Source organism: Candidatus Binataceae bacterium, assembly GCA_035308025.1.
Lineage (GTDB): Bacteria > Desulfobacterota > Binatia > Binatales > Binataceae > JAJPHI01.
On sequence record DATGHL010000004.1, the window covers coordinates 111,274 to 134,355 of the forward strand.

Below are 23,082 nucleotides of genomic sequence, written 5' to 3' on the forward strand. Positions count from 1 at the left end.
ACTTACCATTGGCCTTGGCGGCGCCGAAAGATGATTTCGTCGCTTGTGCAGGCAGCACTTTCGGGTTACCCCATTGCGGATGATGGAGAACCGCAACGACCGCGCGCGCAACCCGGTGATCGCCAGTCCGAACCGCCTGAAACTCGCGGTGTTCGGCCTCAATGTGAGCAGCGGATGCGCGATGACCAGCGCCGCCGGCACGTTGCGGATCGAGTGGTGTGAATCGATTCGGCTGGCGCAGGCGGCCGAGGCCGCGGGCTTCGAGGCGATCATCCCAGTGGCGCGCTGGCGTGGGTTCGGCGGCGCGACGAATTTCAATCATCGCAGCTTTGAAACCATGACCTGGGCCGCGGGCCTCGCCGCGGCGACGGAGCGCATCGGAATTTTCGCGACCGTGCATACGCCGACTGTGCATCCGGTCCGCGCGGCGAAAGAAGCTGCGACGATCGATCACATTTCGGCTGGACGCCTTACGCTGAATCTGGTCGCGGGCTGGAACGCCGAAGAAATTCGCATGTTCGGCACGCCGCAGATGGAGCACGACGATCGCTACGCTCTGGCTGACGAATGGCTGGCGCTGGCCAAACGTCTGTGGACGGAGGGCAGCTTCGATTTCAAGGGGCGATTTTTTGACGCGCCGGCGGCATACTCCGAGCCCAAGCCGATCCAATCGCCGTGGCCCGCAATTATGAGCGCCGGCGTCAGCCCGGCCGGGCGCGATTTCGCCGCGCGTCAGGCGGATCTGAACTTTGCGATCGGACTCGACGTCGCCGCGGTCGGCGCGACCGCAAAAGCGGTCAAGCAACTCGCGCGCGAGCGCTATGCTCGCGAGGTCAGTGTCTTCGCGATGGCCTACGTGGTTTGCCGTCCCACTGAAGCCGAGGCGCGCCGCTATTACGATTACTACGTCTACGAGAAGGGCGACGTTGCGGCCGCGCGCAACCTGCTCGCGACTTTTATTCCTAACTCGCGCAGCGCACCGGCCGGGCAACTGGACGCGATGATCGATCATTTCATCGCGGGCTATGGCGGCCTGCCACTTATCGGCACGCCGGCGCAGGTGGTCGAGGAGATGGGCAAGATCGCGGCGGCGGGCGTTGATGGCCTGACGCTGTGCTGGGTGGACTACGACGAGGGAATCGCGCAATATCGCGAGGAACTGAGGCCGCGGCTCATCGAGAGCGGCCTGCGCGAAAGCTAAAAGGTGGGGCGTAATGAGATTAGATGCGGGTGGGCGGATCGGCAGACGGGTCAGACAATTCGCGACGATTGCGATTGCGGTGACAGCGAGCGGATGCAGCTACTATCACGACTACTTTCCGAATTTCGTTGAAAAGCTGCGCCGACGCCCCGAGTGCGTCGCGAGCGCACAGGTCCCGAAAGGGAAGGTCGATTTCTGCATGACTGACAGCAACGGCCATCGCCGCGATTTTAACGCCTGTATCTCGGCCCAGGGCGTTCCCGATTTCAAGATCGAGCGGCTCGACGCCTGCGTCGAGGCGAGCACGCCGCCCGCGCATTACTGATTTTTTTACCGTCCGGACAGCCCGCGCTCCGTTGTCGCGCTCTCGCAGGATCCAGTTTTGCTTTTTAGCCTTTGGGCGCAGCGCTCGCGAGCGTCGCGTCGCGGACGAGTACCCCGTCGGCGTACAGTTTTTTGATCTGATCGTCGGGCAGATTCAGCAGCTCGTGCAGCACCTGCTCGTTATCCTCGCCGAGGCGGGCCGTGCGCAGTTCTGTGCGATCGGGCCAGGCCGAGAATTTCACCGGCACCCCGGGGAGCGCCAGTTTGCCGAGCAGCGGGTCGTCGATCCAGCGCACCGTCTTGCGTTCGTTCAGATGCGGATGATGGACCGCTTCGTTCACCGTGAGGACGGGAGCGCACGGCACCCGCTCCTTGTCTAGCACCGCAAGCACGTCGTCGCGAGTCTCGAAGCCGCGCATCCAGTCCTCGATGATCACCTTCAACTCGCCGTCATTGTCGCGGCGGCCGCGCGCATTCTTGAAGCGCGGATCGTCGGCGAGCGCAGGCGTGCCCATCGCGCGGCAGAAGGCGCGCCATTGATGCGGCGTCGGAATCGTCAGGAGAATGAACTGATCGCCCTTGAAGTGGTAAACGCCGGTGGGGCCGCCATCGGGATGCTGCGAGCCGTTGCGCGTCTTGCGAAATTTCGCGCCACGCAGCGCGACCATCGGCGTGCTGGCCTCATGCATGTGGAAATAGGTATCGGTCAGCGAAGCGTCAAGGTACTGGCCCTCGCCAGTGCGCTCACGATGAACCAGCGCGAAGCCCACCGCCATCGCGGCCGCGACGCCGGTCGAGACGTCGCCGATCGCCATCGTGACCAGCGCGGGTGCGCGATCGGCCTCGCCGATCCCGTCTGTGACTCCGGCGTAGGCCTGGCCGATATAATCATAGCCCGCCTTGTAGGCGAGCGGCCCGGTCTGCCCCGCCATCGAGATTGAGCACATGATGATTTTGGGGTTGACCTTCTTGACATCCTCATAGGCGAAGCCCAGCCGCTTGATCACACCGGGCGCAAAATTCTCAACGATAACGTCGACCTTCGGGACCATCGACATCACCAGCTCGCGTGCGCCGGGCTGCTTGAGGTCGATCGCGAAGCTGAGCTTACTGTGGTTGTGCTGTAGATAGTAGGTGCTGGTGCTCGAATCCTTGAACTCGGGCTTGAGCGGCTTGAGGCCGCCGCCGCGCACACGGTCGCCGGCCGGCGCCAGTTCAAGCTTGATTACCTCAGCGCCCATTTCGGCGAGGATTCGCGTGCAGGTCGGTCCCGCCACGAACTGTGTGAAATCCAAAACTCGGTAGCCTTCCAGCATCCGCGGCATTGTCGGCATGATCAAACCTCACAAGAGCAAGAAATTGGCGCACTCGAACTTATCCGCACGGTACAAAATGGCGCGGCAATTGTCCAATCGGGTGTAGCCGCGCGCCACTGGGCCTTCGGCGTGGCGAGGAGGTTGGGCGAGAGCGCGACAACGGAGCGCGGACTCTTCGTGCGTTGAAAAAATCGCTAGAGCTTGAGCGTCGAGCGGAGCCAGGTGCGCAGGCCGTCAGCCAATTCAGGTCGTTTCAGACCGAAGCCAATTTGCGCGGTGAGGAAGCCGACGCGATCGCCGAGGTCGTAGCGGACGCCCGCGAATTCATAGCCGTAGAGCTTCCGTCGTTGCGCAAGCGCCAGCAAACCATCGGTGAGCTGGATTTCGCCGCCCGCGCCCGGTGTGACGCGCGCCAGCAACTCGAAAATCTCGGGCGTTAGAACGTAGCGGCCCATGATCGCGAACTCGCTGGGGGCTTTTTCGATCGGCGGCTTCTCGACCATTCCGGTGAGTTCGTAGAGGCGCGGGCCGGCCGGCCGCACCGCGACGATCCCGTACTTGGGGATCTCGGTGCGCGGCACGCGCATCAGGGCGACGATCGGCGCGTCAGCCGCTTCGGCGGCGTCGAGTAACTGGCGCAGGCAGGGCCGCTCGCAGTCAAAAATATCGTCGGGCAGGATCACCGCGAAGGGTTCATCGCCGACCGCGTCGCGCGCCTGCAAAACCGCGTGCCCCAGACCCAGCGGCTCGTTCTGCCAGGCAGTAGTGAAATGCGCCAGCCGGTTCATCTGGCGGGCGCTTTCGAGCAGTTCGCGCTTGCCGCGCTGTTCGAGGTAGCGCTCGAGTGCCGGTGCGGGCTGAAAATGTTCGAGCAGCGCCTCCTTGCCCGGGCCGAGCAGCAGCACGATCTCCTCGATGCCCGAGGCGACCGCCTCCTCGACGACCATCTGGATCGCCGGCTTATCGACGACCGGCAGAATTTCTTTGGGAATCACCTTGGACGCCGGCAGCATCCGCGTGCCCAACCCCGCCGCCACGACTACCGCCTTGCGCACCTTCATGATTTCAGGATGGCGGGACGACAGCCGTCAGGCAAGGTCCGCCGTCAGGCAAGTCGAAACCGCGCGAAGAATTCAGTCAGGCGTTAGCGCGGCGAACCGGCGCGTTCGCGCGCTTCCTGCGCGGACTTGCAACCGATGCAGAGCGTAGTGACCGGACGCGCCTTGAGCCGCGCGAGGCCGATTTCGTTGCCGCACTCCTCGCAGCGGCCGTAGGCGCCACTGTCGAGCCGCGCGAAAGCTTCATCGATTTTCGAGAGCAATTTGCGCTCGCGATCGCGGAAGCGCAGGCTCAGGTTGCGATCGGCTTCATGAGTCGCGCGATCGGCCGGATCCGCAAAGACTTCGTCGCTTTTCTGGTTCATCGAGCCGAGCGCGCGTTCGGCCTCGTCGACCAGAACGCGCTTGCGCTCCTCGAGCAGCCGCCGAAACTGGTTAATCTCCCGCGTCCTCATTTTTCTCGACAGGGTGTGTGCTTAACCATCTTTTATTCTTTCAGGCTAGCCTGCCCGTTCCATCGCGCCCCTCGGGCGACTCGAACAATCTTTGATAGTAGAATCGGCTGCCTGCTAAGTAAATCAATAATGAAGACGGTTTATCTCGACGCCTTTTCCGGACTGAGCGGCGACATGATCACCGGCGCCCTGCTCGACGCCGGCGCACCTTTCGCCGAGCTCGAGACCGTGATCGCGACGCTCGGTCTGAGCGGCTATCGGCTCGTTATCCGCTCCAAAACCGCCAGCGGGATCGTCGCGACGAAGTTCGAGGTCGAGGTCTCGACGCCGCAGCCAGAGCGTCACCTCGGCGAGATCGTTGCGATGATCCGGCGCGGCGCGCTGACACCGGCCGCCGCCAACAACGCGATCGCGATCTTCGAAGCGCTCGCGGCGGCCGAGGCGCGGGTCCATCGCACGACGCCCGAGCAGGTGCACTTTCACGAGGTCGGCGCGGTCGATTCGATCATCGACGTGGTCGCGGCGGCGTGGGGCTTCGATCAGCTCGGGGTCGGCACGCTCTTGGTCGGGCCGCTACCGCTGGGTAAGGGTTTCACCCGCTCGCGTCACGGCATCATTCCGGTGCCGCCGCCGGCGACCATGGAATTGCTGACGGGCTTTCCGGTCCGGCTGGGTGACGGCGAGTCCGAGATGGTCACGCCGACCGGCGCCGCGATCGTGAAGGCGCTCGCACAGCCGGCGCCGGCGTCTCTCGACTTCGCGATCGGCCGGATTGCCTATGGCGCCGGCACGAAGGATTTCACCGACCGTCCGAATCTGCTGCGTCTCATTCTCGGCGATGAAGTGCAGCGCTTCGCAACCAACGAGCTAATCGAGATTGCGGCGAATATCGACGACCTTAATCCGCAGATCTACGACCACGTCAGCAGCCGGCTCTTTGCGGCGGGCGCGCGCGACGTGACAATCACGCCGACAATCATGAAAAAGGGGCGGCCCGGGATAACGCTTATGGTGCTGGCGGAGGCACCGGCGCGCGAGCGGATCGCGGGAATCCTGTTCGCCGAAACTTCGACGATCGGCATCCGCTTTCATCCCGTGAGCCGTCTCAAGCTCGCACGGCGGCTAATCGAGGTCGAGACGCGCTTCGGCGTTATTCACGTGAAGGTCTCGGGAGACGCCGCGCGGCCCGCCAACCTTGCGCCGGAATACGAAGATTGCCGGCAGGCGGCCCTGACGCACGCGGCTCCGCTCAAGCTGGTGATCGAGGAAGCGGCGGCGGCGGCGCGGCGCATGCTATCCTGACGCGGTGTCTGATCGCCTGCGCGTTAACGAGATTTTCTACAGTATCCAGGGGGAATCCACTCGGGTCGGGCGGCCGTGCGTTTTCGTCCGGCTCACCGGATGCAACCTGCGTTGCGTCTGGTGCGATACCGAATATGCCTTTTACGATGGCCGGCAGATGGCGATCGCGGAGATCGTTGATCAGGTCCGCAGCTATGGCTGCGAACTCGTTGAGGTTACCGGCGGTGAGCCGATGCTGCAAAAAGGCATCCACGCGCTTTTGCGCGCGCTGCTGGATGATAACCGCACGGTGATGATCGAGACCTCAGGCGAGCGCGATTTGAGCGGCGTCGATCAGCGCATAATCAAGATCATGGACCTGAAATGTCCGGGCAGCGGCGAACTCGCGCGCAATCGCTGGAGCAATCTCGATTGCCTGACGCCGCGCGACGAAGTGAAATTCGTGCTCGCCGATCGTCGCGACTACGAATGGGCGCGCGCGGTCATCGCCGAACGCGGGATCGCCGCGCGCGTCAACGCGATCCTCATGAGCCCGGTCTTTGGCCTGTTAAAGCCTGCGACGCTCGCGTCCTGGATTCTGGAGGATCGCATCCCGGTAACGATGCAGCTCCAGATGCACAAGCAGATCTGGGATCCGTCGGCTCGTGGCGTTTAGTTGTTGAGACACTTGATCGAACGGGGTTATCGGCTAGGCTTTCCACGCATGCCCGCACCGTTGATCAGCGACATTCTGAGCGACCTGCTGGAAGAGATCGTCTATCTGTTGCAGGGCAGCGGGGCCGAGCCGCTCGAGCAGCAGTTGCGCGCACTGCGTATAGAGTCGGTCTGCGATTGCGGCGACGAGAATTGCGCGAGCTTCGCTACTGCCGCGGAAGTGAAGGTCGCGCGGGTGGTCGAGTTGCAACCAATCGAGGGTCATCTTATCCTCGATCTGAACGACGTCGACGAAATCTGCTTTATCGAGGTCCTCGGCCGTAACGACGTCAGGTACCTGCTCGAAGAGCATTACGAGCCGCCGACCACCTAACTATTTGTCCGCGCTCCCAAGCGCCCGGCCGAGCAGCTCAGCCAGACGCTCGGCAGGAGCTAGCTTGACGTCGTTGACCGCGAACCCGGCTGCCGCAGCGTGACCGCCGCCGCCAAAATGATGCGCCAGTTCGGACAAATCAACTTCGCAATCGGTGCTGCGCCGCAAACTCACCCCGAGACTGCGCAAGTCGAACAACGCGATGACCGTATGATGCTGTTCCTCGTATAGTTTTGCCGCGACTTCGCTGCTATAGCCGATGCAACATGCGCTGCGCAGCCTGAGTCCATTGCCGAGCGCCCGCTCGACCATCGTGGTGCGCGCGATTTCGAGGCTCCGCGCCATAGCGGCGCGTCCGGCTTCGAGCGCGGTCTTTAACCGCCGGCTCATCACCGGTCCGTCGAGTCGGATAATCTCTCGATACGACTCGATTCCGCCGAGCGTCTGCACGGCGACCGCCCAGTCTTCCGATCCGGGAATCTGATGGACCCAGCGATCGTGATCGTCGGCCAAGGCCGCAAAGGGAGCAAAGCTCGACCCGCGCTGCAAGCGCTCAGTATTGGCCGAGTCGACTGCATTCTGCCGGAGATAGTCGAAAGTCAGGCGCGCAGCAGAGTATTGCTCGGTCAGGACGCGGCCCGCGAACGGCACGTCAAATTCCTGCGCGTCGCCACGAGAAACCGCGGTGCGATGATGGTCGATCCAGAAGATCCGCGTGCCGTCCTGTGTCAGGCGCCGCAGATGGTCGGCGGTGTCGTGCGAGGTCCACGACAGGTCGGTTATCCACAGCTCGTCGAGCTTGTTCCCGCTCTTGGGCCGCACGTTTTGAATCACGCGGTCGCTGTCACCATTGGCAGCTAGTGTCAGATGAACCCGATCAGCAGCATAAAAGCGCTTAATCGCCGCAGCCGCCACGACGCCATCGAGGCAGGACGGGCCGTGGCTGATGATCTGGACGTTGAGCGCGTCGGATTTGGGCATAGCCCTTCAGTCTATGGCATCGCGGCCAGCCGCGCGAACTGCGATGAACATATGCGGGCTGGCGTGCTAGATTCTGACCGCTAACTTGCGGACATAGCCTATTGGAACCAACAATCGTCGAGCGTGCGGATCATCCGATTTCGCGCCGGGATATCGATCCCAACGTGCTCAAGGTGCTCTATCGCCTGATTGGCGCGGGACATCGCGCCTACCTGGTCGGAGGTGGGGTGCGTGATCTGATGGTCGGACGCCAGCCCAAGGACTTCGACGTCGCGACCTCTGCGCATCCTAATCAAGTGCGCGAGCTATTCCGCAACTCGCGCCTGATTGGGCGCCGCTTTCGTCTGGTGCACGTCTTCTTCGGACCAAACAATCTCGAGGTCGCGACCTTTCGCCGCCGGAGCGACGAACTGGTTGATAGCGGCGACCCGTTGATTCGCCACGACAACAGCTTTGGCACCGCCGAGGAGGACGCCTTCCGCCGCGATTTCACGATCAACGGCCTCTTCTATGACCCGGGCTCATTTCAGGTAATCGATTACGTCGAGGGAGTGGCCGATCTGCGCGCCCGCCTGATTCGCGCGATCGGGGATCCGGAGTTGCGGATGCGCGAGGATCCGGTGCGGATGATTCGGGCAGTGCGCTTCGCGGTCAAACTGGGCTTTGCGATCGAACCTGCCACGCGCGCTGCGATCGAGCAAAATCGCTGTGATCTCGCCAAGGCCTCGATCCCGCGCCTGGTCGAGGAGACCTATCGCACGCTGTCGATTCCACAGGCCGACAGCGCTCTCGTTCTGCTGCATCAGCTAGGGTTGCTCGAGCTGCTGCTGCCATTCCTGGCGCAGGAGCTCTATGGCCAATGGCTGGCCGACGCGCCGGTCGTGCGGAATCTCGCCGCGATGGGTCAGGCGATGGCGGGCCAGGGGGCGGCGGAGTCTGCGACACGCGGCCAAGGTCAAGAGCCACAAGAGTTTTCGCGGCCGTTCATCCTCGCCCTACTCTTCGCCGATTTTCATCTGACGCGGCCACGCAATCAGACCCGCGAGGAACTCGCGGCCCTGGTGGCAGCTCTGCGAGCGCGCGGCTACTCGAAGGCGGACACGGAGCAGATGCGCCTACTGCTCGACGCCCTGACGCATATCACTACGCGATCGCGGACGCTGCGGCGGATCATGCGACGGCCCTACTTTGCCGATGCGCGCCGGCTCTTCGAGTTGATCGCGCCCGCCGCGGTGAGTGATCCGGTCGCGCTCGAGGATTTTCTCGCGGGGCCGCCGCGAGCTGCAACCGCGACAGCGCCGCCTGCGCGCGGGCGTCGACGCCGGCGGCGGCGTGGCGGACGCGGGCGGCGTCCCAAACCTATGATCCTGGCAACGTCCACGATCGCGGCTGCGCCCGATGGCGAGAGTCCCGGCGCGATCGCAACGATCGATAACACCGCAGGCGCTGCGGCCTCAGCGGAAACGATCCCAGTCAAAATCACCGAGGGCGAGTAGGCGTCCCCGCTCGCGAACGCGTGTGTCGCGCGGCTTGTCGCCCCTTTTGCCTTCCATTAACTTGATGTTCTCACAACTCTGCGGCGCAACGGGAACGAGACTCCCGGCGCCCGACGCGCATTATCGCAGGAAAACGAGGTTGTATTGTGGCTGCCAACGGCCTTCGCACTGACAAAATCTGGATGGACGGCGCAATGGTTCCTTTCGAGGAAGCCAACATCCATGTTCTCAGCCACAGCCTGCACTATGGGCTTGCCGCCTTCGAGGGGATGCGCTGCTACCGCTGTGACGACGGCCGCTCGGCGATTTTCCGCGCGCGCGAGCATATCCGCCGCCTCTTCGATTCGGCGCACATCGTCGAAATGAAGCTGCCCTTCTCGCCCGAAGAGGTGCTCAAGGCCTGCGCCGATACCGTGCGCGTGAATCAGCTCGAGGAGTGCTACGTCCGTCCTATCGCGTTTTACGGCGAAGGGGAGATGGGCTTGTCGGCGCGGGGGAACCAGGTTCGGCTCGCGATCGCGGCGTGGCCGTGGGGCGCCTATCTCGGCGCCGACGGCGCAAGCAAGGGCGTGCGGCTCAAGACTTCATCCTTCACGCGCTATCATCATAATTCGCTGCCGCCCAACGCTAAGCTTTCCGGGCCGTACGTGAATTCGATTCTGGCGGGCTACGAGGCGCGTCGCCACGGTTATGACGAGGCCCTGCTGCTCGACGTGACCGGCTTCGTCGCCGAAGGCAGCGGCGAGAATTTCTTCATCGTGCGCGACGGCGTGGTAAAAACGCCGCCGGTGACGTCGAGCCTACCGGGTATCACGCGCGACTCCGTGATCCGCATCCTGGCCGACGCGAATATCCCGGTAACCGAGCAGCTCTTTCCGCGTGACGCGGTCTATATCGCCGACGAAGCCTTCATGACCGGCACCGCGGCAGAGGTCACGCCGGTGCGCGAGCTCGATGATCGGCAAATCGGCGAGGGTAAGCCCGGCCCGGTCACGCGCAAGGTGATGGAGATCTTCGGGGCCGCGCTCCATGGCCGCGACGCGCGCTACAGCTCCTGGCTCTATCACGTTTGAATGGCGTCGATAGCGATTGGCGCCGCGAGCGGTCGCAATCACCTGCGCCAAGGCTCCGGGAGCTTACCGGTTCTGATGAAGCGCAGATAGTCGGCAAGGATTTCCGCGTGATCGAAGGCCAACGGCGCGGGCGGCGCCGCAGGTGAAAACAGCCGCGCCGACTTCGCGTCGTCGGCGCCGCGAGGCTCGCCCTTACCCCGCCCGATATAGACGACGGTAATCGTCTGGCCGCGCGGATCACGATCGGGCCGCGAATAGACTCCGAGCAGCGCCCGCAATTCCACTTCGAGTGAAATCTCCTCGCGCGCTTCGCGGATCGCGGCGGCCTCGACGGTCTCGCCGAATTCGACAAAACCGCCGGGGAAGGCCCAGCCGTGCGGGATATTCTTGCGCTCGATAAACACGATCGTGTCGCCGACTTCGGCGATCACGTCGGCGGCAATCGGGGGACAAACCGGCTTGGGCATGGCTCCAACGTAACACGCCGCGTTGAACCGACGCAGCAATCAGTTGAGAATTACCGGTACTTGGCGGTTAATCACACCAAGGAACAGAGGCGATAGGCGATGATCAAATTCGGCTATGTCATGGGCTTTCGCAATCCGCGCGGGCTCTCGAAGCTCAGCGACGCCGATTTCTACTCGGCCATGTTCGAGCAGATTGAATACCTCGATCGCGCCGGCTTCGAGACCATCTGGACCACCGAGCATCACTTTGTCGAGGACGGCTACCTCTCGTCGGTGATGCCGATGATGGCCGCGATGGCGGCGCGCACCAAACGGGTCAAGGTCGGCAGCTTCGTTCTGCTCGGACCATTTTATCATCCGCTGCGGCTGGCCGAGGACGCCGCGCTGATCGACGTCATCTCGAACGGCCGCCTGCGGTTGGGAATCGGCGTCGGCTATCGTCTTGAAGAGTTCGAAATTCTGCAGGTGCCGATCAAAGAGCGGCTCGGCCGGACGCTCGAAGGAATCGAGATCATGAAGCGGGCCTGGACCGGCGAGCGCTTCAGCTTTGCCGGCAAGTACTTCAATTTCAAAAATGCGCTGGTCCGTCCGAAACCGGTGAGCCTGAAGGGTCCCGAACTCTTGTGGGGCGGGATGGCGCCAAAATCGATCAAACGCAGCGCACAGATGGACTTGGGCTTCGCCTGCAATCTCGGCGCCGCGGAAATCAACCAATATCACGATGCCCTGCGCGAGCTCGGCAAGGATCCGCGCGGCTACAGTGTGATCAACACCCGCCAGGTCTATGTTGCGGACAGCGAGGATCAAGCCTGGGCGGAGATCGAGCCCGGCCTGATGTACCAGATGAAGCTCTACGGGGAGTGGCTGAGCGCCGGCGGGATCGCGGGTTCGAGCGTCTATCGCCCGGACGCCGAGGCGCTGCGGAAGAGCTCGATTCTTGGCCCGCCACATCGAGTTATCGGCCAGCTAAAAGAACTGGTCGCGCACGTACCCATGACTGAACTCGCGATCATGATCCAGCAACCGGGACTCGACCCGAAACTGGCGATGCGCTCGCTCCAGCGCTTCAGCACCGAGGTCCTGCCGGTCCTGAACCAGCAATGAAATCCCGGCCCGCGAGCCGCCCTCAAAGCAAATCGTTATTCAAAGGTTACCTGTAGTTATGAAAGTTGCGCGATTGTATGATTTTGGCGATATCCGGGTTGAAGAGAGCGCGCGGCCCGAGGTTGGCAGCGACGACCTTCTCGTGCGTGCGCGCGCCTGCGGCATCTGCTCTGGCGACATCATGCCCTGGTACATCCGGCGCAAAGCGCCGCTGGTGCTGGGCCACGAACCGGTCGGCGTGGTCGAGGAGACGGGCGCGGCGGTGCGCGGTTTCAGCCGCGGGGATCGCGTTTTCGTGCATCATCATGCGCCCTGCTTCAACTGCACATCATGCCGACGCGGCGAATATGTGCAATGCCCCACCTGGCGCGCGACCAAGCTGACGCCGGGCGGGATGGCCGAATATTTCATCGTCGCCACGGCCAATCAGCGCGACACTTTCAAGCTCCCCGATGCGATCGATGATCTGAACGGCGTTCTGATCGAGCCGGCCGCGTGCGTGGTCAAGTCGCTGCGGCGCTCGGGGCTGCGCGCGGGCGAATCGATCCTGGTGATCGGGTTAGGGATCATGGGCATGATGCACGTGCGGATCGCACGCCATCTGGGCGCGGGTCTGATTATCGGGGCCGATCTTTTCGAGACGCGGGCGCGGCGCGCCCAGGAACTCGGCGCCGACCGCGGAATCGTCGTCAGCGGCAACAACCTGGCCGAGCAGGTCAGCGAGATCACCAGCGGCGCGATGGCCGATGTCGTCATCGTGGGTCCGGGAACGTCTGCGGCAATCGCCTCAGCGATCGCCGTGGCGGGTAAAGGGGCAACGGTCGTGCAGTTCACCGCGACGCCGCCGGAAGACGAATTAACCGTACGTCCGCACGATCTCTACTTCAACGAGACCCGGCTGGTTCCGAGCTATTCGTGCGGTCCCGACGATACCCGCGAAGCTCTGGCCCTGATCGAGCGCGGGGTGATCAGCGCGCGGGAATTGGTCACTCATCAGTTCCCGCTGCAGGCCGCGCCGGAGGCCTTCGCGCAGGCGCAGAAGCCCGAATCACTCAAGGTCGTGGTGACCTTTCCGTGACCGCGCAGCTCAGACGACGCAGTGCATCCGGCCAGCCGCGCCGAATGGCCGCATGATTGATGAGAGGACGTTCACACGAGGCGAACGCCCTCTCATTTCAAAACGGAACTAGCTGTTAGAAAAGCCCGATCAGGACGCTGATGGAGCCGGAGCCGGCGCGCTGCTATCGGCCGGGGCCGGAGCTGCTGCTGCACCACTATCGGCCGGGCTCGAGCTTGCTGCCGGAGCGGCCATGTGATGCATGTGATGGTGCATATGGTGCACCCAATGATGGTGATGCGTGCCGCCCATCGAAGTCTTCTCCGCGATGGCCTCAGCGCGATCCGCCGCCGCCTTCGCATCCGCCGCCGCCGAATCAGTCTTGGCTGCAGCCGCCTGCGCTGAATCCGCCGCCTGCTTGGCGTCGGCCGCGGCCTTGTCTGCGCGCGAAGCCGATTGATCGGCCTGAGTGGCCGCGTTGGTCGCCTTCGTGACGGCGTCGCTTGTGCAACCGGCCGTCAGCGACAGCGCGAGCACCGCGCCCGCGAGCCCAAGCAGTTTAGAGAATTTCACGACTGATCCTTCCATCCTTTTCCTCCTTAAATCCGTTCAGCGACAGGCTACACAACAGCGCCGCGCTTCTCTTCAATTGTTCCGCACCCATACTCGCCGTAGCGAAAGGCAGCATACAGTATCAGATGCACCTATCGCAATCCGATTCACCTATACCTACATGACCGCTTTGTGGTTCCGGATCTTTTCGGGACTAAAAATCGTCGCCGCCCATTCCCATATCGTCCATGCCACCCATGCCTCCCATGCCTCCCATACCACCCATGCCTCCCATACCGCCCATGCCACCCATACCGCCCATACCACCCATACCGCCCATGCCTCCGGGTGGCATCGCCGGCGGACCGGCTTTCCTCGGCTTCTCGATGATCGCCGCTTCGGTGGTGAGCAGTAGCGAAGCGACGCTCGCGGCATTTTCCAATGCCGAGCGCACGACCTTCGCCGGATCGATTACTCCGGCCTTGACCAGGTCCTCGTATTCTTCGGTGCCGGCATTGAAGCCGAAATCGCCCTTGCCCTCTTCGACCTTGTTGAAGACCACGGCAGGTTCATGGCCGGCGTTGAAAGCGATCTGGCGCAGCGGCTCGCCCATCGCGCGCACGACGATGCCGGCGCCGGCCTTACGCTCTTCGCTTAGCTGCAGACGCTCGACTGCCTTGATTGCGCGCACTAGCGCGACGCCGCCGCCCGCGACGACGCCTTCGTCAATCGCGGCCTTGAGCGCGTGCACGGCGTCGTCCACGCGGGCTTTCTTTTCCTTGAGCTCGACCTCGCTGGCGGCGCCGACTTTAATCACGGCGACGCCGCTGGTGAGTTTCGCCAGCCGCTCTTCGAGTTTCTCGCGATCGTAGTCCGAGGTGGTTTGCGCAATCTGGCCGCGGATCAGATCCACGCGTCCCTGGAGGTCGGCTTTCTTGCCTTGGCCGCCAACGATGGTGGTGTTGTCCTTGTCGATAATCACGCGACGGCACTTGCCCAACTGATTGATCTGGACGTTTTCGAGCTTGCCGCCAAGTTCTTCGGCAATGACCTGGCCGCCGGTCAGGGTCGCCATGTCCTGGAGAGTTTCCTTGCGCCGATCGCCGAAACCCGGGGCCTTGACCGCGGCAATCTTGAGCGCGCCACGCAGCTTGTTGACGACCAGCGTCGCCAGCGCTTCACCCTCGACCTCCTCAGAGATGATCAGGAAAGGCCGGCCGTTCTGCAGCACCTTCTCCAACAGCGGCACAAGATCGCGCAAATTGGCGATTTTCTTTTCGTGAAAGAGAATCAACGGCTCTTCGAGCTCGACCGTCATGCGCGCCGGATTGGTCACGAAATAAGGCGACAGGTAGCCGCGGTCAAAGCGCATTCCTTCGACCAGTTCGAGCGTGGTCTCAAGGCCGCGCGCCTCCTCGACCGTGACGACGCCCTCCTTGCCGACCTTGTCCATCGATTCGGCGAGGATTTTGCCGATCGTCGCGTCGCCGTTAGCCGCGATCGTCGCGACCTGTTCCATGCGCGTGCGATCCTTGACCGGCCGCGCCATCTCCTTGATCTCGCTGACCGCAGCGGTGACGGCGGCGTCGATCCCGCGCTTGAGTTCCATCGCCGGGATCCCCGCCGCCAGCAATTTGATGCCTTCGTTGATGATGGCGCGCGCCAGCACCGTCGCGGTAGTGGTGCCGTCCCCGGCGACATCGTTGGTCTTTTGCGCGACCTCGCGGATGAGCTTGGCGCCGAGGTTCTCGAACTTGTTATCCAGCTCGATCTCCTTGACGACCGTGACCCCATCCTTGGTGATAACCGGCGCGCCAAAGCTCTTCTCGAGCAGGACGTGACGGCCCTTGGGTCCGAGGGTTACGCGCGCGGCCTCGGCCACCAGCGTTGCGCCCTTGATAATTCCAGCCCGGGCGCGTTCATGCAGTTCGATGATTTTCGCTGACATTTTGTCCTTTCTCCGACTTAATTGCTGTTTATTGGTAAAACGATTGGCAGATCGGCCCTGATTCTTGGTGCGTGAAGATTAAGCACTGAAGCCCAATGCGCAACCTATTTCGCGCCGCTTTCTCTTGAGTTCGAGAGGTGTAGCATGGGGTCATGAGCACGAGATTGCGGCGTTTTGATTTCAATCATTGGATTATTACGCGGGCGTCGTCGGCCGATTTGCGCGTCGGCGTATTGTTGATGGCGCTGATTTCGCTCTCCCTCGCCGCCCGACCGCTCCATGCCGCGTCCGCTCTCTTTATCACCGGCTCCTTGTCCATTAGCACTCTGACACAAGCGAGTGCCAATAGCGAAGAAGAAGCCGAAGTTCCCCCCGAGCAGGTGGAAAAATATATCGCGGTCTATCGGGCGATGCAGCATGACCGCACCCTGCCGATCGAACAGGCCGCGTCTCAGCAGGGGATGACCCTCGAAGCTTTTCGCCAGCTCGAGAACCGCGTGCAACGTGACGACGGCGCGATGGAGCATGTCCGCGACGCGCTTAAGGAGTCGGCCGAGGGCCCAGCCCCTTCAGCAACGCCAACGGAACGTAAGCAGTAATCTGTGCCGGTAACGGCAGGAACGCGCGGCGGGCGCTCTCGTGAGCGCCCGCCCCCAAATTTGGATCCGACTACTTCACGACTGAGGAATTAAACGCGGCTTCGACACGCGCCGCCGCGTCGCTCGCCCGACGGCTCGAATCTTCGGCCGCCGCCGCATTCTGATCAGCCTTTTGGCTGGCCGCCTGCGCCAGTTGCGCCGAGCCTTCGGCGTTGGACGCATCCGAACTCGCCTGGGCAGCAGAATGCGCCGCCTTATCGGCCTGAAGGTTGACGTCGGCGGTGCAGGCCGCGGCAAACGCCGCCAGGGACAATGCTCCAACAAGAACCGAGAATTTCCTTATCATCCGAGCCTCCTCAAGTTTCGCCAGAATCCTGATCTTGATTTAGAATCTGCGGGTTTCAAGTTAGCGAGAATGAAGGGTAATGGAAACCCTGCCAAACTCACGAATTGGATGCGATGGTTACAAATCGACCTGATTGAGGCAAGGCGCTTCGGACCCGGGTGCTGCTTCAATGCAGCCTTGATTTTCCTTGAACGCAGCTCGCACACTTCTGACCTTGGCCGCGCGTCGCAGACTCCGCCGCCCCCTGTGCTCGCTCCGCGCTGGAGCGCTTCGCTAGCGCCTCAAACGAACTCCGCAAAGACCGAATCACCCAGTTCGACGCCACGATCGCTCAGGAAAACGCGGCCGCCGCGGCTTATCAGTAAGCCGTCCTCGACCAGACGACGGCTGACGCCCGCGAAGGAATCATCGAGGGGCTGCCCGAAGCGACGCTCGAACTCAGCAATCGCAAAACCGTCACGCAAGCGCAGATTGAGGAAGACAAATTCGCTCATCGCAGCCGGCCGATCGATAGTTTCGCCGCCGACCTCAGCTATTTTGTTCGCACGTACGAGCTCGATATAACGAGACGGCGCCTTTTCATTCCACCAGCGGCGACCGCCGATCGCACTCTGCGCGAAGCTGTGGGCGCCTGCGCCGAGACCGAGATAACTCTCTGCATGCCAGTAAGTTAGATTGTGCCGCGCCTCGTGCCCCGGGGCGGCATAGTTGGAGATCTCGTACATCGGATAGCCGCGACGCGGGATTTCGTGGCGCACCGTCGAGAAGATCGCGGCCTGAGCGTCGTTGCTCAACTCGCGGATGCGTCCGCGCTTGCGCTCAGCGAAAAAGACCGTGCCCTCTTCGAAGGTCAGGTTGTAGGCCGAGACGTGATCGGGCTCGAGCGCAACCACCTCCGCGATATCGTTCAGGACGTCCGCGGCAGTCTGGCCCGGGACGGCGAAGATGAGATCGAGATTGAGCCGCGCAAAACCCGCACGGCGGACGGCGCGCGCTGCTGCGCGAGTCTCCTCGGCGCTGTGGAGGCGTCCTAGGAACTTCAGAATCGCCGGGTTGAACGATTGCGCGCCAAAGCTGATCCGATTGACGCCGGCGATGCGAAAGCCCGCGAGCTTGGCGCTATCGACGGTGCCGGGGTTGGCCTCGAGCGTGATCTCCGCGTCGGCTTCGACGCCGAAAATTGCCGCCGCCGCGTCGATCAGCGCGCCAATCGAGCGCGGGGCAAAAAGCGACGGCGTCCCGCCCCCGAAAAAGATCGTTTTGACTCGCCCGCCGCTCCAGTTCGGCTCGGCAGCTCGCGCCCGCATCTCGGCGATCAGCGCGTCCGTGTAGGCCTGTTCGGGCCAGCTCGACGCCGCGTGCGAGTTGAAATCGCAATACGGACATTTCGAGTGGCAGTAGGGGATATGAATGTAAAGTGAGAAGGGCATTTTCGTAGCTCATTCATCATATGCGGCGCGGCTGACCCTCGCTACGTTTTGAACCGTTTCGATTAATCCTGCCTCGATGTCCTGCGCGGAAATTCCGCGTCGGCTACACGCGGCGCGGGCGCGCCGCTATACTTGAGCGCGATTCCTCCAAGGAGCTCGCCGGTCGCAACTCGAAGCCATCACGAAGCGCCAGCGGAAACCGGTCCGGCCGCAAGCGGCGACAAGGTTCGCGGCGGCACTAGCCTCGCGTTGCTGGTGGGCGCGGGAATCCTGCTGAGCCGGATCGCCGGACTCATCCGCGAGAGTATTTTCGCACACTATCTGGGCAACTCAGCGGCCGCCGACGCCTTCAAGGCCGGCTTCAGAATTCCGAATATCCTGCAGAATCTCTTCGGCGAGGGCGTGCTCTCGGCCTCGTTCATTCCGGTTTACAGCCGGCTGCTCAGCGAGGGCGAGGAAGAGGCGGCTGACCTGCTGGCGTGGTCCGTCGGTGCGATCCTTGGGCTGGCGATCGCGATCCTGGTGGTCGCGGGCGTGCTCTTCACCCCCTATCTGATCGACGCGATCGCGCCGGGCTTTCACGGCGCGCGCCGCGACCTGACCATCCGCATCGTGCGCATCCTGTTTCCCGGCGCTGGGCTGCTCGTGATGTCGGCCTGGTGCCTCGGCGTCCTCAACAGCCACCATCGGTTCTTCGCCTCCTACACGGCGCCGGTGGCGTGGAACGCCGCGATTATCGCCGCGCTGATCTTTTACGGCCCGCGCAGCACTCAGGACGGGCTTGCGCTCAAGGCGGCGTGGGGCTCGGTCGCCGGGGCGGCACTCCAGATTATCGTCCAACTACCGCAGACGCTCCCATTGCTAGGCCCACTGCGTATCCATTTCGCGCGAGTGCGGACGGAGCTGCGCAACGTCTTCAACAACCTGATGCCGGTGATCGCCAGTCGCGGCGTCGCGCAGGTCAGCGGCTATATCGATAATCTGCTCGCGAGCCTGCTCCCGGTCGGCGCAGTGGCCGGGCTCAACTACGCGCAGATTCTCTACCTCCTGCCGGTGAGCCTGTTCGGGATGTCGGTGGCGGCGGCGGAGCTGCCCGCGATGTCGCGCGTGACGGTCGCGACCAACACCGCGTCCGCCGAGGCGCTGCGCGCGCGGCTCAATGCCGGACTGCGGCAGATCTCGTTCATGGTGGTGCCATCGGCCGCGGCCTTTCTGATCATCGGCGACGTCATCGTGGCACTGCTGTTCCAGTCGGGCGCCTTCAAGCATCGCGACGCACTCTACGTCTGGGCGATCCTCGCCGGCTCGGCGGTCGGCTTGCTGGCCGCCACGATGAGCCGGCTCTACAACTCGACCTACTACGCGATGTGGGACACGCGCACACCTTTACGTTATGCGCTGATCCGGGTCGGCCTGACACTTGTGTTGGGCTACCTCTGCGCGATTATTCTGCCGCCGCTCTTCGGCATCCCGATGCGCTGGGGCGTCGCCGGATTGTCGGCGTCGGCCGGCGTCGCGGCGTGGGTCGAGTTCACGTTGCTGCGGCGCAGCCTGAACCGGCGCCTCGGATGGACCGGGCTGGAGCGGCGCTATCTCATCCAGCTGTGGGCGATGGCGCTCGCCGCGGGAGCGATCGCGTTTGCAGTCAAACACGAAGTCCACCGCGGCCCGCGCCTGACCGCACTCGCAGTGATCCCAGTGTACGGGGCCGTATACCTGGGCCTCGCGTGGTGGAGCGGACTTCCGGAGTTATCGCGAATTACAGGGTTTGCCGTCTCCCGGGCAAAACGGATCGTACGTTAAAGACCTAGTGATATGTTTTCCCTTGCCCTCTTATGCGGGATGAGAGAGCCTAGCAGGCGTTTTTTCTGGTACTTTATTATCAGGGGGACGCCTTGGCGGATGCAACTTTAGAATTGGCTGTTTCCGAATCGTGGGAATTGGGAGATTTTCGACGGCTATTGTACTCTCTCGATAAGAGTTATTTCCGTCTAGCGATCCTCATTTCGGATGATCTGCGCCCAGAACTGATTAGGTTATCTCGCGGCTACAGCGATCCAGCGGGCCGGGAGCAGTCGTTTGCCTCTATATCGCGAACATTGACCCATCAGGCTAGAGAGCATTATGGAGACTTGCGTATAGAACGTATTCAGATCTCGTCTCCAGGCCTCTTCGAGGTCGCTGCAATTGCAGATATCGCCGGCCTTTTGGTCAATCTTTTCTCTTTGCTCCGTGGAAGGCTAGGGGCGCATGACCGGGTAAAAATGGAGGGAATTGCCGCGATTCGCAAGATAGCTATCGAGTCGATAGAAGCCACTGCGCAGTCACCAGAGGTTGTACAAGAAATCGTGAACTTGACAGCAAATGCGATCGTCGGGATAGCGCGAGAGGATCGCGTCACGGAAATGAGGGTGCGCAATCACAGAGCGAACCTGGAGTGAGCGCGCGTAGAGAAGAAACCACCTTTTTTTGGAACTGTCGCTCAAGGCCGGGGCCGTGGCACTCTCTTTCTCCTACTCGATGAGCAAAACGATTCGCCACACTTTCTCGTATTCCTGCAATCAGTGCGGGCGATGCTGCCGCGATCAGGTGATTGCGCTGTCGCCGTATGACGTGATTCGGATCGCGCGGGCCGCGGGAATTTCGACGGCTGAGACGGTGCGGGAATATACCCTCCGGCGCGGATCGATTCTAAAGTTCAAAGACGACGGAACCTGCCGCGCGCTCGCGGGCGTGCGATGCACGATTCATGCGGGACGCCCGCTAGCCTGCCGGCTCTATCCTTTGGGTCTCGAACGCGACCTCGATGGGCGCGAGAATTTCATCCGGCTCGAACCGGCGATCGGCTCGCGCGGGATCTATGGCGAGAGCGGCACGATCGCTGATTTCCTCGAGGCGCAGGGCGTCCCGGAGTATCTGGCCGCAAACGACGCTTATCGGCAGTTGCTCGATCTGATGCGTGCGCGCGTCGCGGCACTGGGCGATTTCACGATCGTGGAGCCGCACGAGTTCTGGCGCGTCGCGACCCGCGAGGCCCTGGCCGAAAACAATTTCGATCCGAATCCGCTGATCGACGCGCTGTTCGACGCCGATCGCTTCGCCGGCCGCGGCGATTCCGGGGCAGCCACGATGCGCGCGCATCTCGAGGCGCTCAATGACCTGATCCGGATCGAGAAGAATCCCGCGAGCCTCGCCGCCGCCGCGGTTATGCTCGCGGTCAGCCTGGGCCATCCGCCCGTCGCGCGGGCAGCCGATCTGCCCTAGACTCTATTCGCTGTCGTCCCGATTTTTGGACGGTGTCGCAGCACCATTGGGCGTCGCAGTTGGGGAAGGTGTAGCAGTCGGTGAGGGCGGTGTCTTGTCGGCGCCGAGGTCCTGGATAATCTGCGTCGCGTGAATCGACGGATCGACGTTCGGATAGACCTTGAGGATGTTGCCGTCCTCGCCGATCACGTAAGTGACGCGCCGATCAAGTCCGAGGATCGGGATACCGTTGTCAGCGCCGTAGGCCTTGGCGATCTTGTTGCCCGGATCGAGCAACAGGGGAAACGAGAGCCGGTATTTTTTGGCGAACGCCCGATGGGCGTCGGCACTGTCGATACTGCATCCGAGGAGCGCGATACCCCATCGGCTCAACTGCGCGTAGCCGTCGCGGAAGGCGCAGGCCTCCTTCGTGCACCCGGGCGTGCTGTCCTTGGGATAGAAGTAGAGCACGACTTTGCGCCCGCGATAGTCACTGAGCTTGATCGGCACCGTCTGCTCGCCAACCACGGCGGTGGTAGAGAAGGCGGGCGCCGGCGTTCCCACTTTGAGCATTTCGGCGCGCGCCAGCCACGGAAAGAACAGGTTGAAAAATCCGCTCATGATGATCACCGCCAGGACTCGCGAGAGCGAGCGCCTCGACCGACTATAGCAGGCCATCGGAATAGCAGGCAGCCTGCTAACGCTGCAGCCGCTTGAGCAGGCGCTCGAGCCGGTCGAAGGCCTCGTTCAAATTCGCGAGCGAAGTGGCATAGCTCATCCGCACGTGCTCCGGCGCGCCGAAGTCGTTGCCGCCGACCAGGGCGACGTGCGCCTCGTTGAGCGCCAACTCGGCGAACGAATTGCCGTCGCTGACCTTGTGCCCATCGAGGCTCGCGCCGAGAATCGCCGAGATATTCGGGAAGGCGTAAAACGCGCCCTGCGGCACGTTCGGGAGGCGGAAACCATCGAGCCGGCGCACGCGCTCGACCACCAGTTCACGCCGCGCGCGGAACTCCGCCATCATCGACTTGATTTCGTCCTGAGGCCCGGCCAGCGCCTCGACCGCCGCAGCCTGGGTGATCGAGTTGGGATTGCCGCTGTTCTGACTCTGCAGGCGGGTCGCCGCCGCGATTGCCTCGCGCGGTCCGGCAGCGAAGCCGATGCGCCATCCGGTCATCGCATAGGCCTTCGACAGCGAGTTGAAAACAATCCCTTTGGACTTGAGCCGAGGCTCGACCTGGAAGACATGAGGCGCCGGACCGTCATAGATGATGTGCTCGTAAACGTCGTCGGACATCACCCAGAGGTTGGCGTCGAGCAGGATTTTTGAAAGTGCAGAAAGTTGCTCGGACGAATAGACCGCGCCGGTCGGATTCGACGGCGAGTTCAGGATAATGCCGCGGGTGCGCGGCGTGATCGCGCGGCGCAGCCGCTCCGGATCGAGCAGGAAAGCGTTCTCCTCGGGACATGGAACCAGCTGCGCTTCCGCGCCGCTCAGATTGACCATCGCGACGAAGCTCACCCACGCTGGCGTCGGGATGATCACCTCGTCGCCTTCGTCAAACAGCGCCGCGATGACGTTGGCCTCGGCCTGCTTGCCGCCCGCTGATGCAATTATCTCGGCGGCTTCGTAATCGAGGCCGTTGTCGCGTTTAAGCTTGAGCCGAATCGCCTCCTTGAGCGCCGCGGTGCCGCTGACCGGCGTGTAGTGCGTCATGCCGTCGGCCAGCGCGCGCCGCGCCGCCGCCTTGATCCGCTCGGGCGTGTCGAAATCCGGCTCGCCGGCGGCCAGCGAGATCACGTCTTTCCCGGCGGCCCTCAGCGCGCGGGCTTTGGCGTCGGCCGCCATGGTGGCGGACGGCTTGACGCGGGCGAGCGCTGCGGACTGGGCGAACACGGGAAGACTCTCCTCTCTCTGGGTGGAAATGCGGGCGGGTGTTTACGCGGGGTCTTGCTGCGGAGCAACATGGCGTCGGGCGGTGTCGTCGATCGTCGGGGATTCTCAGATGCGCTGGGCGGTTGGTCTTGGCTTGCTCTCCGCGCTCGCCGCCGCGCCGGCCATCGCGGGGCAGGTGCTCCACCCGACCGACCCGGTCGTCGGGC

24 protein-coding genes are annotated in these 23,082 nt (G+C 62.9%); 13 read left to right on the forward strand and 11 right to left on the reverse strand.

From position 1 onward, the window contains the following. Window positions 1-82 precede the first annotated feature (82 nt). The gene (locus tag VKS22_01050) at window positions 83-1,201 is read left to right on the forward strand and encodes an LLM class flavin-dependent oxidoreductase (protein ID HLW69186.1); all 1,119 of its coding nucleotides are present in this window, start codon (window positions 83-85) and stop codon (window positions 1,199-1,201) included. Window positions 1,202-1,214: 13 nt separating this feature from the next. Further along, window positions 1,215-1,526 carry a hypothetical protein gene (locus VKS22_01055; GenBank protein ID HLW69187.1) on the forward strand — a complete coding sequence of 104 codons (312 nt, stop codon included), beginning with the start codon at window positions 1,215-1,217 and terminating at the stop codon, window positions 1,524-1,526. 64 nt (window positions 1,527-1,590) lie between these two features. Here the strand turns inward: VKS22_01055 and VKS22_01060 are convergent, their stop codons facing one another. The 3 genes from VKS22_01060 to dksA all read right to left on the reverse strand — a co-directional run bounded on the left by VKS22_01060 (window position 1,591) and on the right by dksA (window position 4,354). Next, window positions 1,591-2,859 (reverse strand): CoA transferase, encoded by a 1,269-nt coding sequence (locus VKS22_01060; GenBank protein HLW69188.1) that lies wholly within the window; start codon window positions 2,857-2,859, stop codon window positions 1,591-1,593. Window positions 2,860-3,035: 176 nt separating this feature from the next. Next, window positions 3,036-3,902, reverse strand: coding sequence for a UTP--glucose-1-phosphate uridylyltransferase (locus VKS22_01065; protein ID HLW69189.1), 867 nt, complete (start codon window positions 3,900-3,902; stop codon window positions 3,036-3,038). Window positions 3,903-3,985: 83 nt separating this feature from the next. Next, window positions 3,986-4,354 carry an RNA polymerase-binding protein DksA gene (dksA, locus tag VKS22_01070; GenBank protein ID HLW69190.1) on the reverse strand — a complete coding sequence of 123 codons (369 nt, stop codon included), beginning with the start codon at window positions 4,352-4,354 and terminating at the stop codon, window positions 3,986-3,988. 129 nt (window positions 4,355-4,483) lie between these two features. Here dksA and larC point away from each other — a divergent pair, with 129 nt between their 5' ends. From larC to VKS22_01085, 3 genes are read left to right on the forward strand one after another with little or no spacing between them, the layout of a single operon-like run. Further along, the gene (larC, locus tag VKS22_01075; protein HLW69191.1) at window positions 4,484-5,656 is read left to right on the forward strand and encodes a nickel pincer cofactor biosynthesis protein LarC; all 1,173 of its coding nucleotides are present in this window, start codon (window positions 4,484-4,486) and stop codon (window positions 5,654-5,656) included. Window positions 5,657-5,660: 4 nt separating this feature from the next. Further along, the gene (locus VKS22_01080) at window positions 5,661-6,311 is read left to right on the forward strand and encodes a radical SAM protein (protein ID HLW69192.1); all 651 of its coding nucleotides are present in this window, start codon (window positions 5,661-5,663) and stop codon (window positions 6,309-6,311) included. Window positions 6,312-6,359: 48 nt separating this feature from the next. Beyond that, window positions 6,360-6,683 carry a hypothetical protein gene (locus tag VKS22_01085; GenBank protein ID HLW69193.1) on the forward strand — a complete coding sequence of 108 codons (324 nt, stop codon included), beginning with the start codon at window positions 6,360-6,362 and terminating at the stop codon, window positions 6,681-6,683. On the opposite strand, the gene VKS22_01090 is transcribed toward VKS22_01085, so the two are convergent. Then, on the reverse strand, window positions 6,684-7,664 hold the full coding sequence (locus VKS22_01090; GenBank protein ID HLW69194.1) for a hypothetical protein: 981 nt from the start codon (window positions 7,662-7,664) through the stop codon (window positions 6,684-6,686). A gap of 101 nt (window positions 7,665-7,765) precedes the next feature. Here VKS22_01090 and pcnB point away from each other — a divergent pair, with 101 nt between their 5' ends. Together pcnB and VKS22_01100 are read left to right on the forward strand one after the other, a co-directional pair. Continuing rightward, window positions 7,766-9,160, forward strand: a complete 1,395-nt coding sequence (gene pcnB, locus VKS22_01095) for a polynucleotide adenylyltransferase PcnB (protein ID HLW69195.1) — start codon at window positions 7,766-7,768, stop codon at window positions 9,158-9,160. Between the two features lie 146 nt (window positions 9,161-9,306). Further along, entirely contained in the window at window positions 9,307-10,233 is a 927-nt protein-coding gene (locus VKS22_01100) for a branched-chain amino acid transaminase (GenBank protein ID HLW69196.1), read from the forward strand. Window positions 10,234-10,271: 38 nt separating this feature from the next. On the opposite strand, the gene VKS22_01105 is transcribed toward VKS22_01100, so the two are convergent. Further along, window positions 10,272-10,700, reverse strand: a complete 429-nt coding sequence (locus tag VKS22_01105) for an NUDIX hydrolase (protein HLW69197.1) — start codon at window positions 10,698-10,700, stop codon at window positions 10,272-10,274. A 99-nt stretch (window positions 10,701-10,799) separates the two neighbouring features. Here VKS22_01105 and VKS22_01110 point away from each other — a divergent pair, with 99 nt between their 5' ends. Next, the gene (locus VKS22_01110) at window positions 10,800-11,804 is read left to right on the forward strand and encodes an LLM class flavin-dependent oxidoreductase (protein HLW69198.1); all 1,005 of its coding nucleotides are present in this window, start codon (window positions 10,800-10,802) and stop codon (window positions 11,802-11,804) included. A gap of 58 nt (window positions 11,805-11,862) precedes the next feature. After that, the gene (locus VKS22_01115; protein HLW69199.1) at window positions 11,863-12,882 is read left to right on the forward strand and encodes an alcohol dehydrogenase catalytic domain-containing protein; all 1,020 of its coding nucleotides are present in this window, start codon (window positions 11,863-11,865) and stop codon (window positions 12,880-12,882) included. Window positions 12,883-13,011: 129 nt separating this feature from the next. Here the strand turns inward: VKS22_01115 and VKS22_01120 are convergent, their stop codons facing one another. Continuing rightward, window positions 13,012-13,449 carry a hypothetical protein gene (locus VKS22_01120; GenBank protein HLW69200.1) on the reverse strand — a complete coding sequence of 146 codons (438 nt, stop codon included), beginning with the start codon at window positions 13,447-13,449 and terminating at the stop codon, window positions 13,012-13,014. Window positions 13,450-13,627: 178 nt separating this feature from the next. Continuing rightward, complete coding sequence (gene groL, locus VKS22_01125; protein HLW69201.1) at window positions 13,628-15,361, reverse strand: chaperonin GroEL; 1,734 nt, start codon at window positions 15,359-15,361, stop codon at window positions 13,628-13,630. A gap of 152 nt (window positions 15,362-15,513) precedes the next feature. On the opposite strand from groL, the gene VKS22_01130 reads away from it, so the two are divergent. Further along, complete coding sequence (locus tag VKS22_01130; protein ID HLW69202.1) at window positions 15,514-15,960, forward strand: hypothetical protein; 447 nt, start codon at window positions 15,514-15,516, stop codon at window positions 15,958-15,960. 70 nt (window positions 15,961-16,030) lie between these two features. Here the strand turns inward: VKS22_01130 and VKS22_01135 are convergent, their stop codons facing one another. Both VKS22_01135 and hemW read right to left on the reverse strand, forming a co-directional pair. Next, window positions 16,031-16,306: a hypothetical protein gene (locus tag VKS22_01135; GenBank protein HLW69203.1), complete on the reverse strand. Its 276-nt coding sequence runs from the start codon at window positions 16,304-16,306 to the stop codon at window positions 16,031-16,033. A gap of 281 nt (window positions 16,307-16,587) precedes the next feature. Further along, window positions 16,588-17,736, reverse strand: a complete 1,149-nt coding sequence (gene hemW, locus VKS22_01140; protein HLW69204.1) for a radical SAM family heme chaperone HemW — start codon at window positions 17,734-17,736, stop codon at window positions 16,588-16,590. 132 nt (window positions 17,737-17,868) lie between these two features. Between hemW and murJ the strand changes: the two genes are divergently transcribed. From murJ to VKS22_01155, 3 genes are all read left to right on the forward strand, one after another. After that, window positions 17,869-19,539: a murein biosynthesis integral membrane protein MurJ gene (gene murJ, locus VKS22_01145; GenBank protein HLW69205.1), complete on the forward strand. Its 1,671-nt coding sequence runs from the start codon at window positions 17,869-17,871 to the stop codon at window positions 19,537-19,539. A 92-nt stretch (window positions 19,540-19,631) separates the two neighbouring features. Beyond that, window positions 19,632-20,177: a hypothetical protein gene (locus VKS22_01150; GenBank protein ID HLW69206.1), complete on the forward strand. Its 546-nt coding sequence runs from the start codon at window positions 19,632-19,634 to the stop codon at window positions 20,175-20,177. Window positions 20,178-20,232: 55 nt separating this feature from the next. Continuing rightward, a complete protein-coding gene (locus VKS22_01155; protein ID HLW69207.1) occupies window positions 20,233-21,000 on the forward strand; it encodes a YkgJ family cysteine cluster protein in 768 nt (255 codons plus the stop codon). A 3-nt stretch (window positions 21,001-21,003) separates the two neighbouring features. Here VKS22_01155 and VKS22_01160 read toward each other — a convergent pair whose 3' ends face one another. Further along, on the reverse strand, window positions 21,004-21,600 hold the full coding sequence (locus VKS22_01160) for a peroxiredoxin (GenBank protein ID HLW69208.1): 597 nt from the start codon (window positions 21,598-21,600) through the stop codon (window positions 21,004-21,006). 76 nt (window positions 21,601-21,676) lie between these two features. Then, entirely contained in the window at window positions 21,677-22,876 is a 1,200-nt protein-coding gene (locus VKS22_01165) for a pyridoxal phosphate-dependent aminotransferase (protein ID HLW69209.1), read from the reverse strand. Between the last annotated feature and the right edge of the window lie 206 nt (window positions 22,877-23,082).

Coding starts and splice junctions, on each gene's coding strand:
- VKS22_01050 (HLW69186.1), top strand. CDS start 83: ATGGAGAACCGCAACGACCGCGCGCGCAACCCGGTGATCGCCAGTCCG.
- VKS22_01055 (HLW69187.1), top strand. CDS start 1,215: ATGAGATTAGATGCGGGTGGGCGGATCGGCAGACGGGTCAGACAATTC.
- VKS22_01060 (HLW69188.1), bottom strand. CDS start 2,859: ATGCCGACAATGCCGCGGATGCTGGAAGGCTACCGAGTTTTGGATTTC.
- VKS22_01065 (HLW69189.1), bottom strand. CDS start 3,902: ATGAAGGTGCGCAAGGCGGTAGTCGTGGCGGCGGGGTTGGGCACGCGG.
- dksA (HLW69190.1), bottom strand. CDS start 4,354: ATGAGGACGCGGGAGATTAACCAGTTTCGGCGGCTGCTCGAGGAGCGC.
- larC (HLW69191.1), top strand. CDS start 4,484: ATGAAGACGGTTTATCTCGACGCCTTTTCCGGACTGAGCGGCGACATG.
- VKS22_01085 (HLW69193.1), top strand. CDS start 6,360: ATGCCCGCACCGTTGATCAGCGACATTCTGAGCGACCTGCTGGAAGAG.
- VKS22_01090 (HLW69194.1), bottom strand. CDS start 7,664: ATGCCCAAATCCGACGCGCTCAACGTCCAGATCATCAGCCACGGCCCG.
- VKS22_01105 (HLW69197.1), bottom strand. CDS start 10,700: ATGCCCAAGCCGGTTTGTCCCCCGATTGCCGCCGACGTGATCGCCGAA.
- VKS22_01110 (HLW69198.1), top strand. CDS start 10,800: ATGATCAAATTCGGCTATGTCATGGGCTTTCGCAATCCGCGCGGGCTC.
- VKS22_01115 (HLW69199.1), top strand. CDS start 11,863: ATGAAAGTTGCGCGATTGTATGATTTTGGCGATATCCGGGTTGAAGAG.
- VKS22_01120 (HLW69200.1), bottom strand. CDS start 13,449: ATGGAAGGATCAGTCGTGAAATTCTCTAAACTGCTTGGGCTCGCGGGC.
- groL (HLW69201.1), bottom strand. CDS start 15,361: ATGTCAGCGAAAATCATCGAACTGCATGAACGCGCCCGGGCTGGAATT.
- VKS22_01130 (HLW69202.1), top strand. CDS start 15,514: ATGAGCACGAGATTGCGGCGTTTTGATTTCAATCATTGGATTATTACG.
- VKS22_01135 (HLW69203.1), bottom strand. CDS start 16,306: ATGATAAGGAAATTCTCGGTTCTTGTTGGAGCATTGTCCCTGGCGGCG.
- hemW (HLW69204.1), bottom strand. CDS start 17,736: ATGCCCTTCTCACTTTACATTCATATCCCCTACTGCCACTCGAAATGT.
- VKS22_01160 (HLW69208.1), bottom strand. CDS start 21,600: ATGAGCGGATTTTTCAACCTGTTCTTTCCGTGGCTGGCGCGCGCCGAA.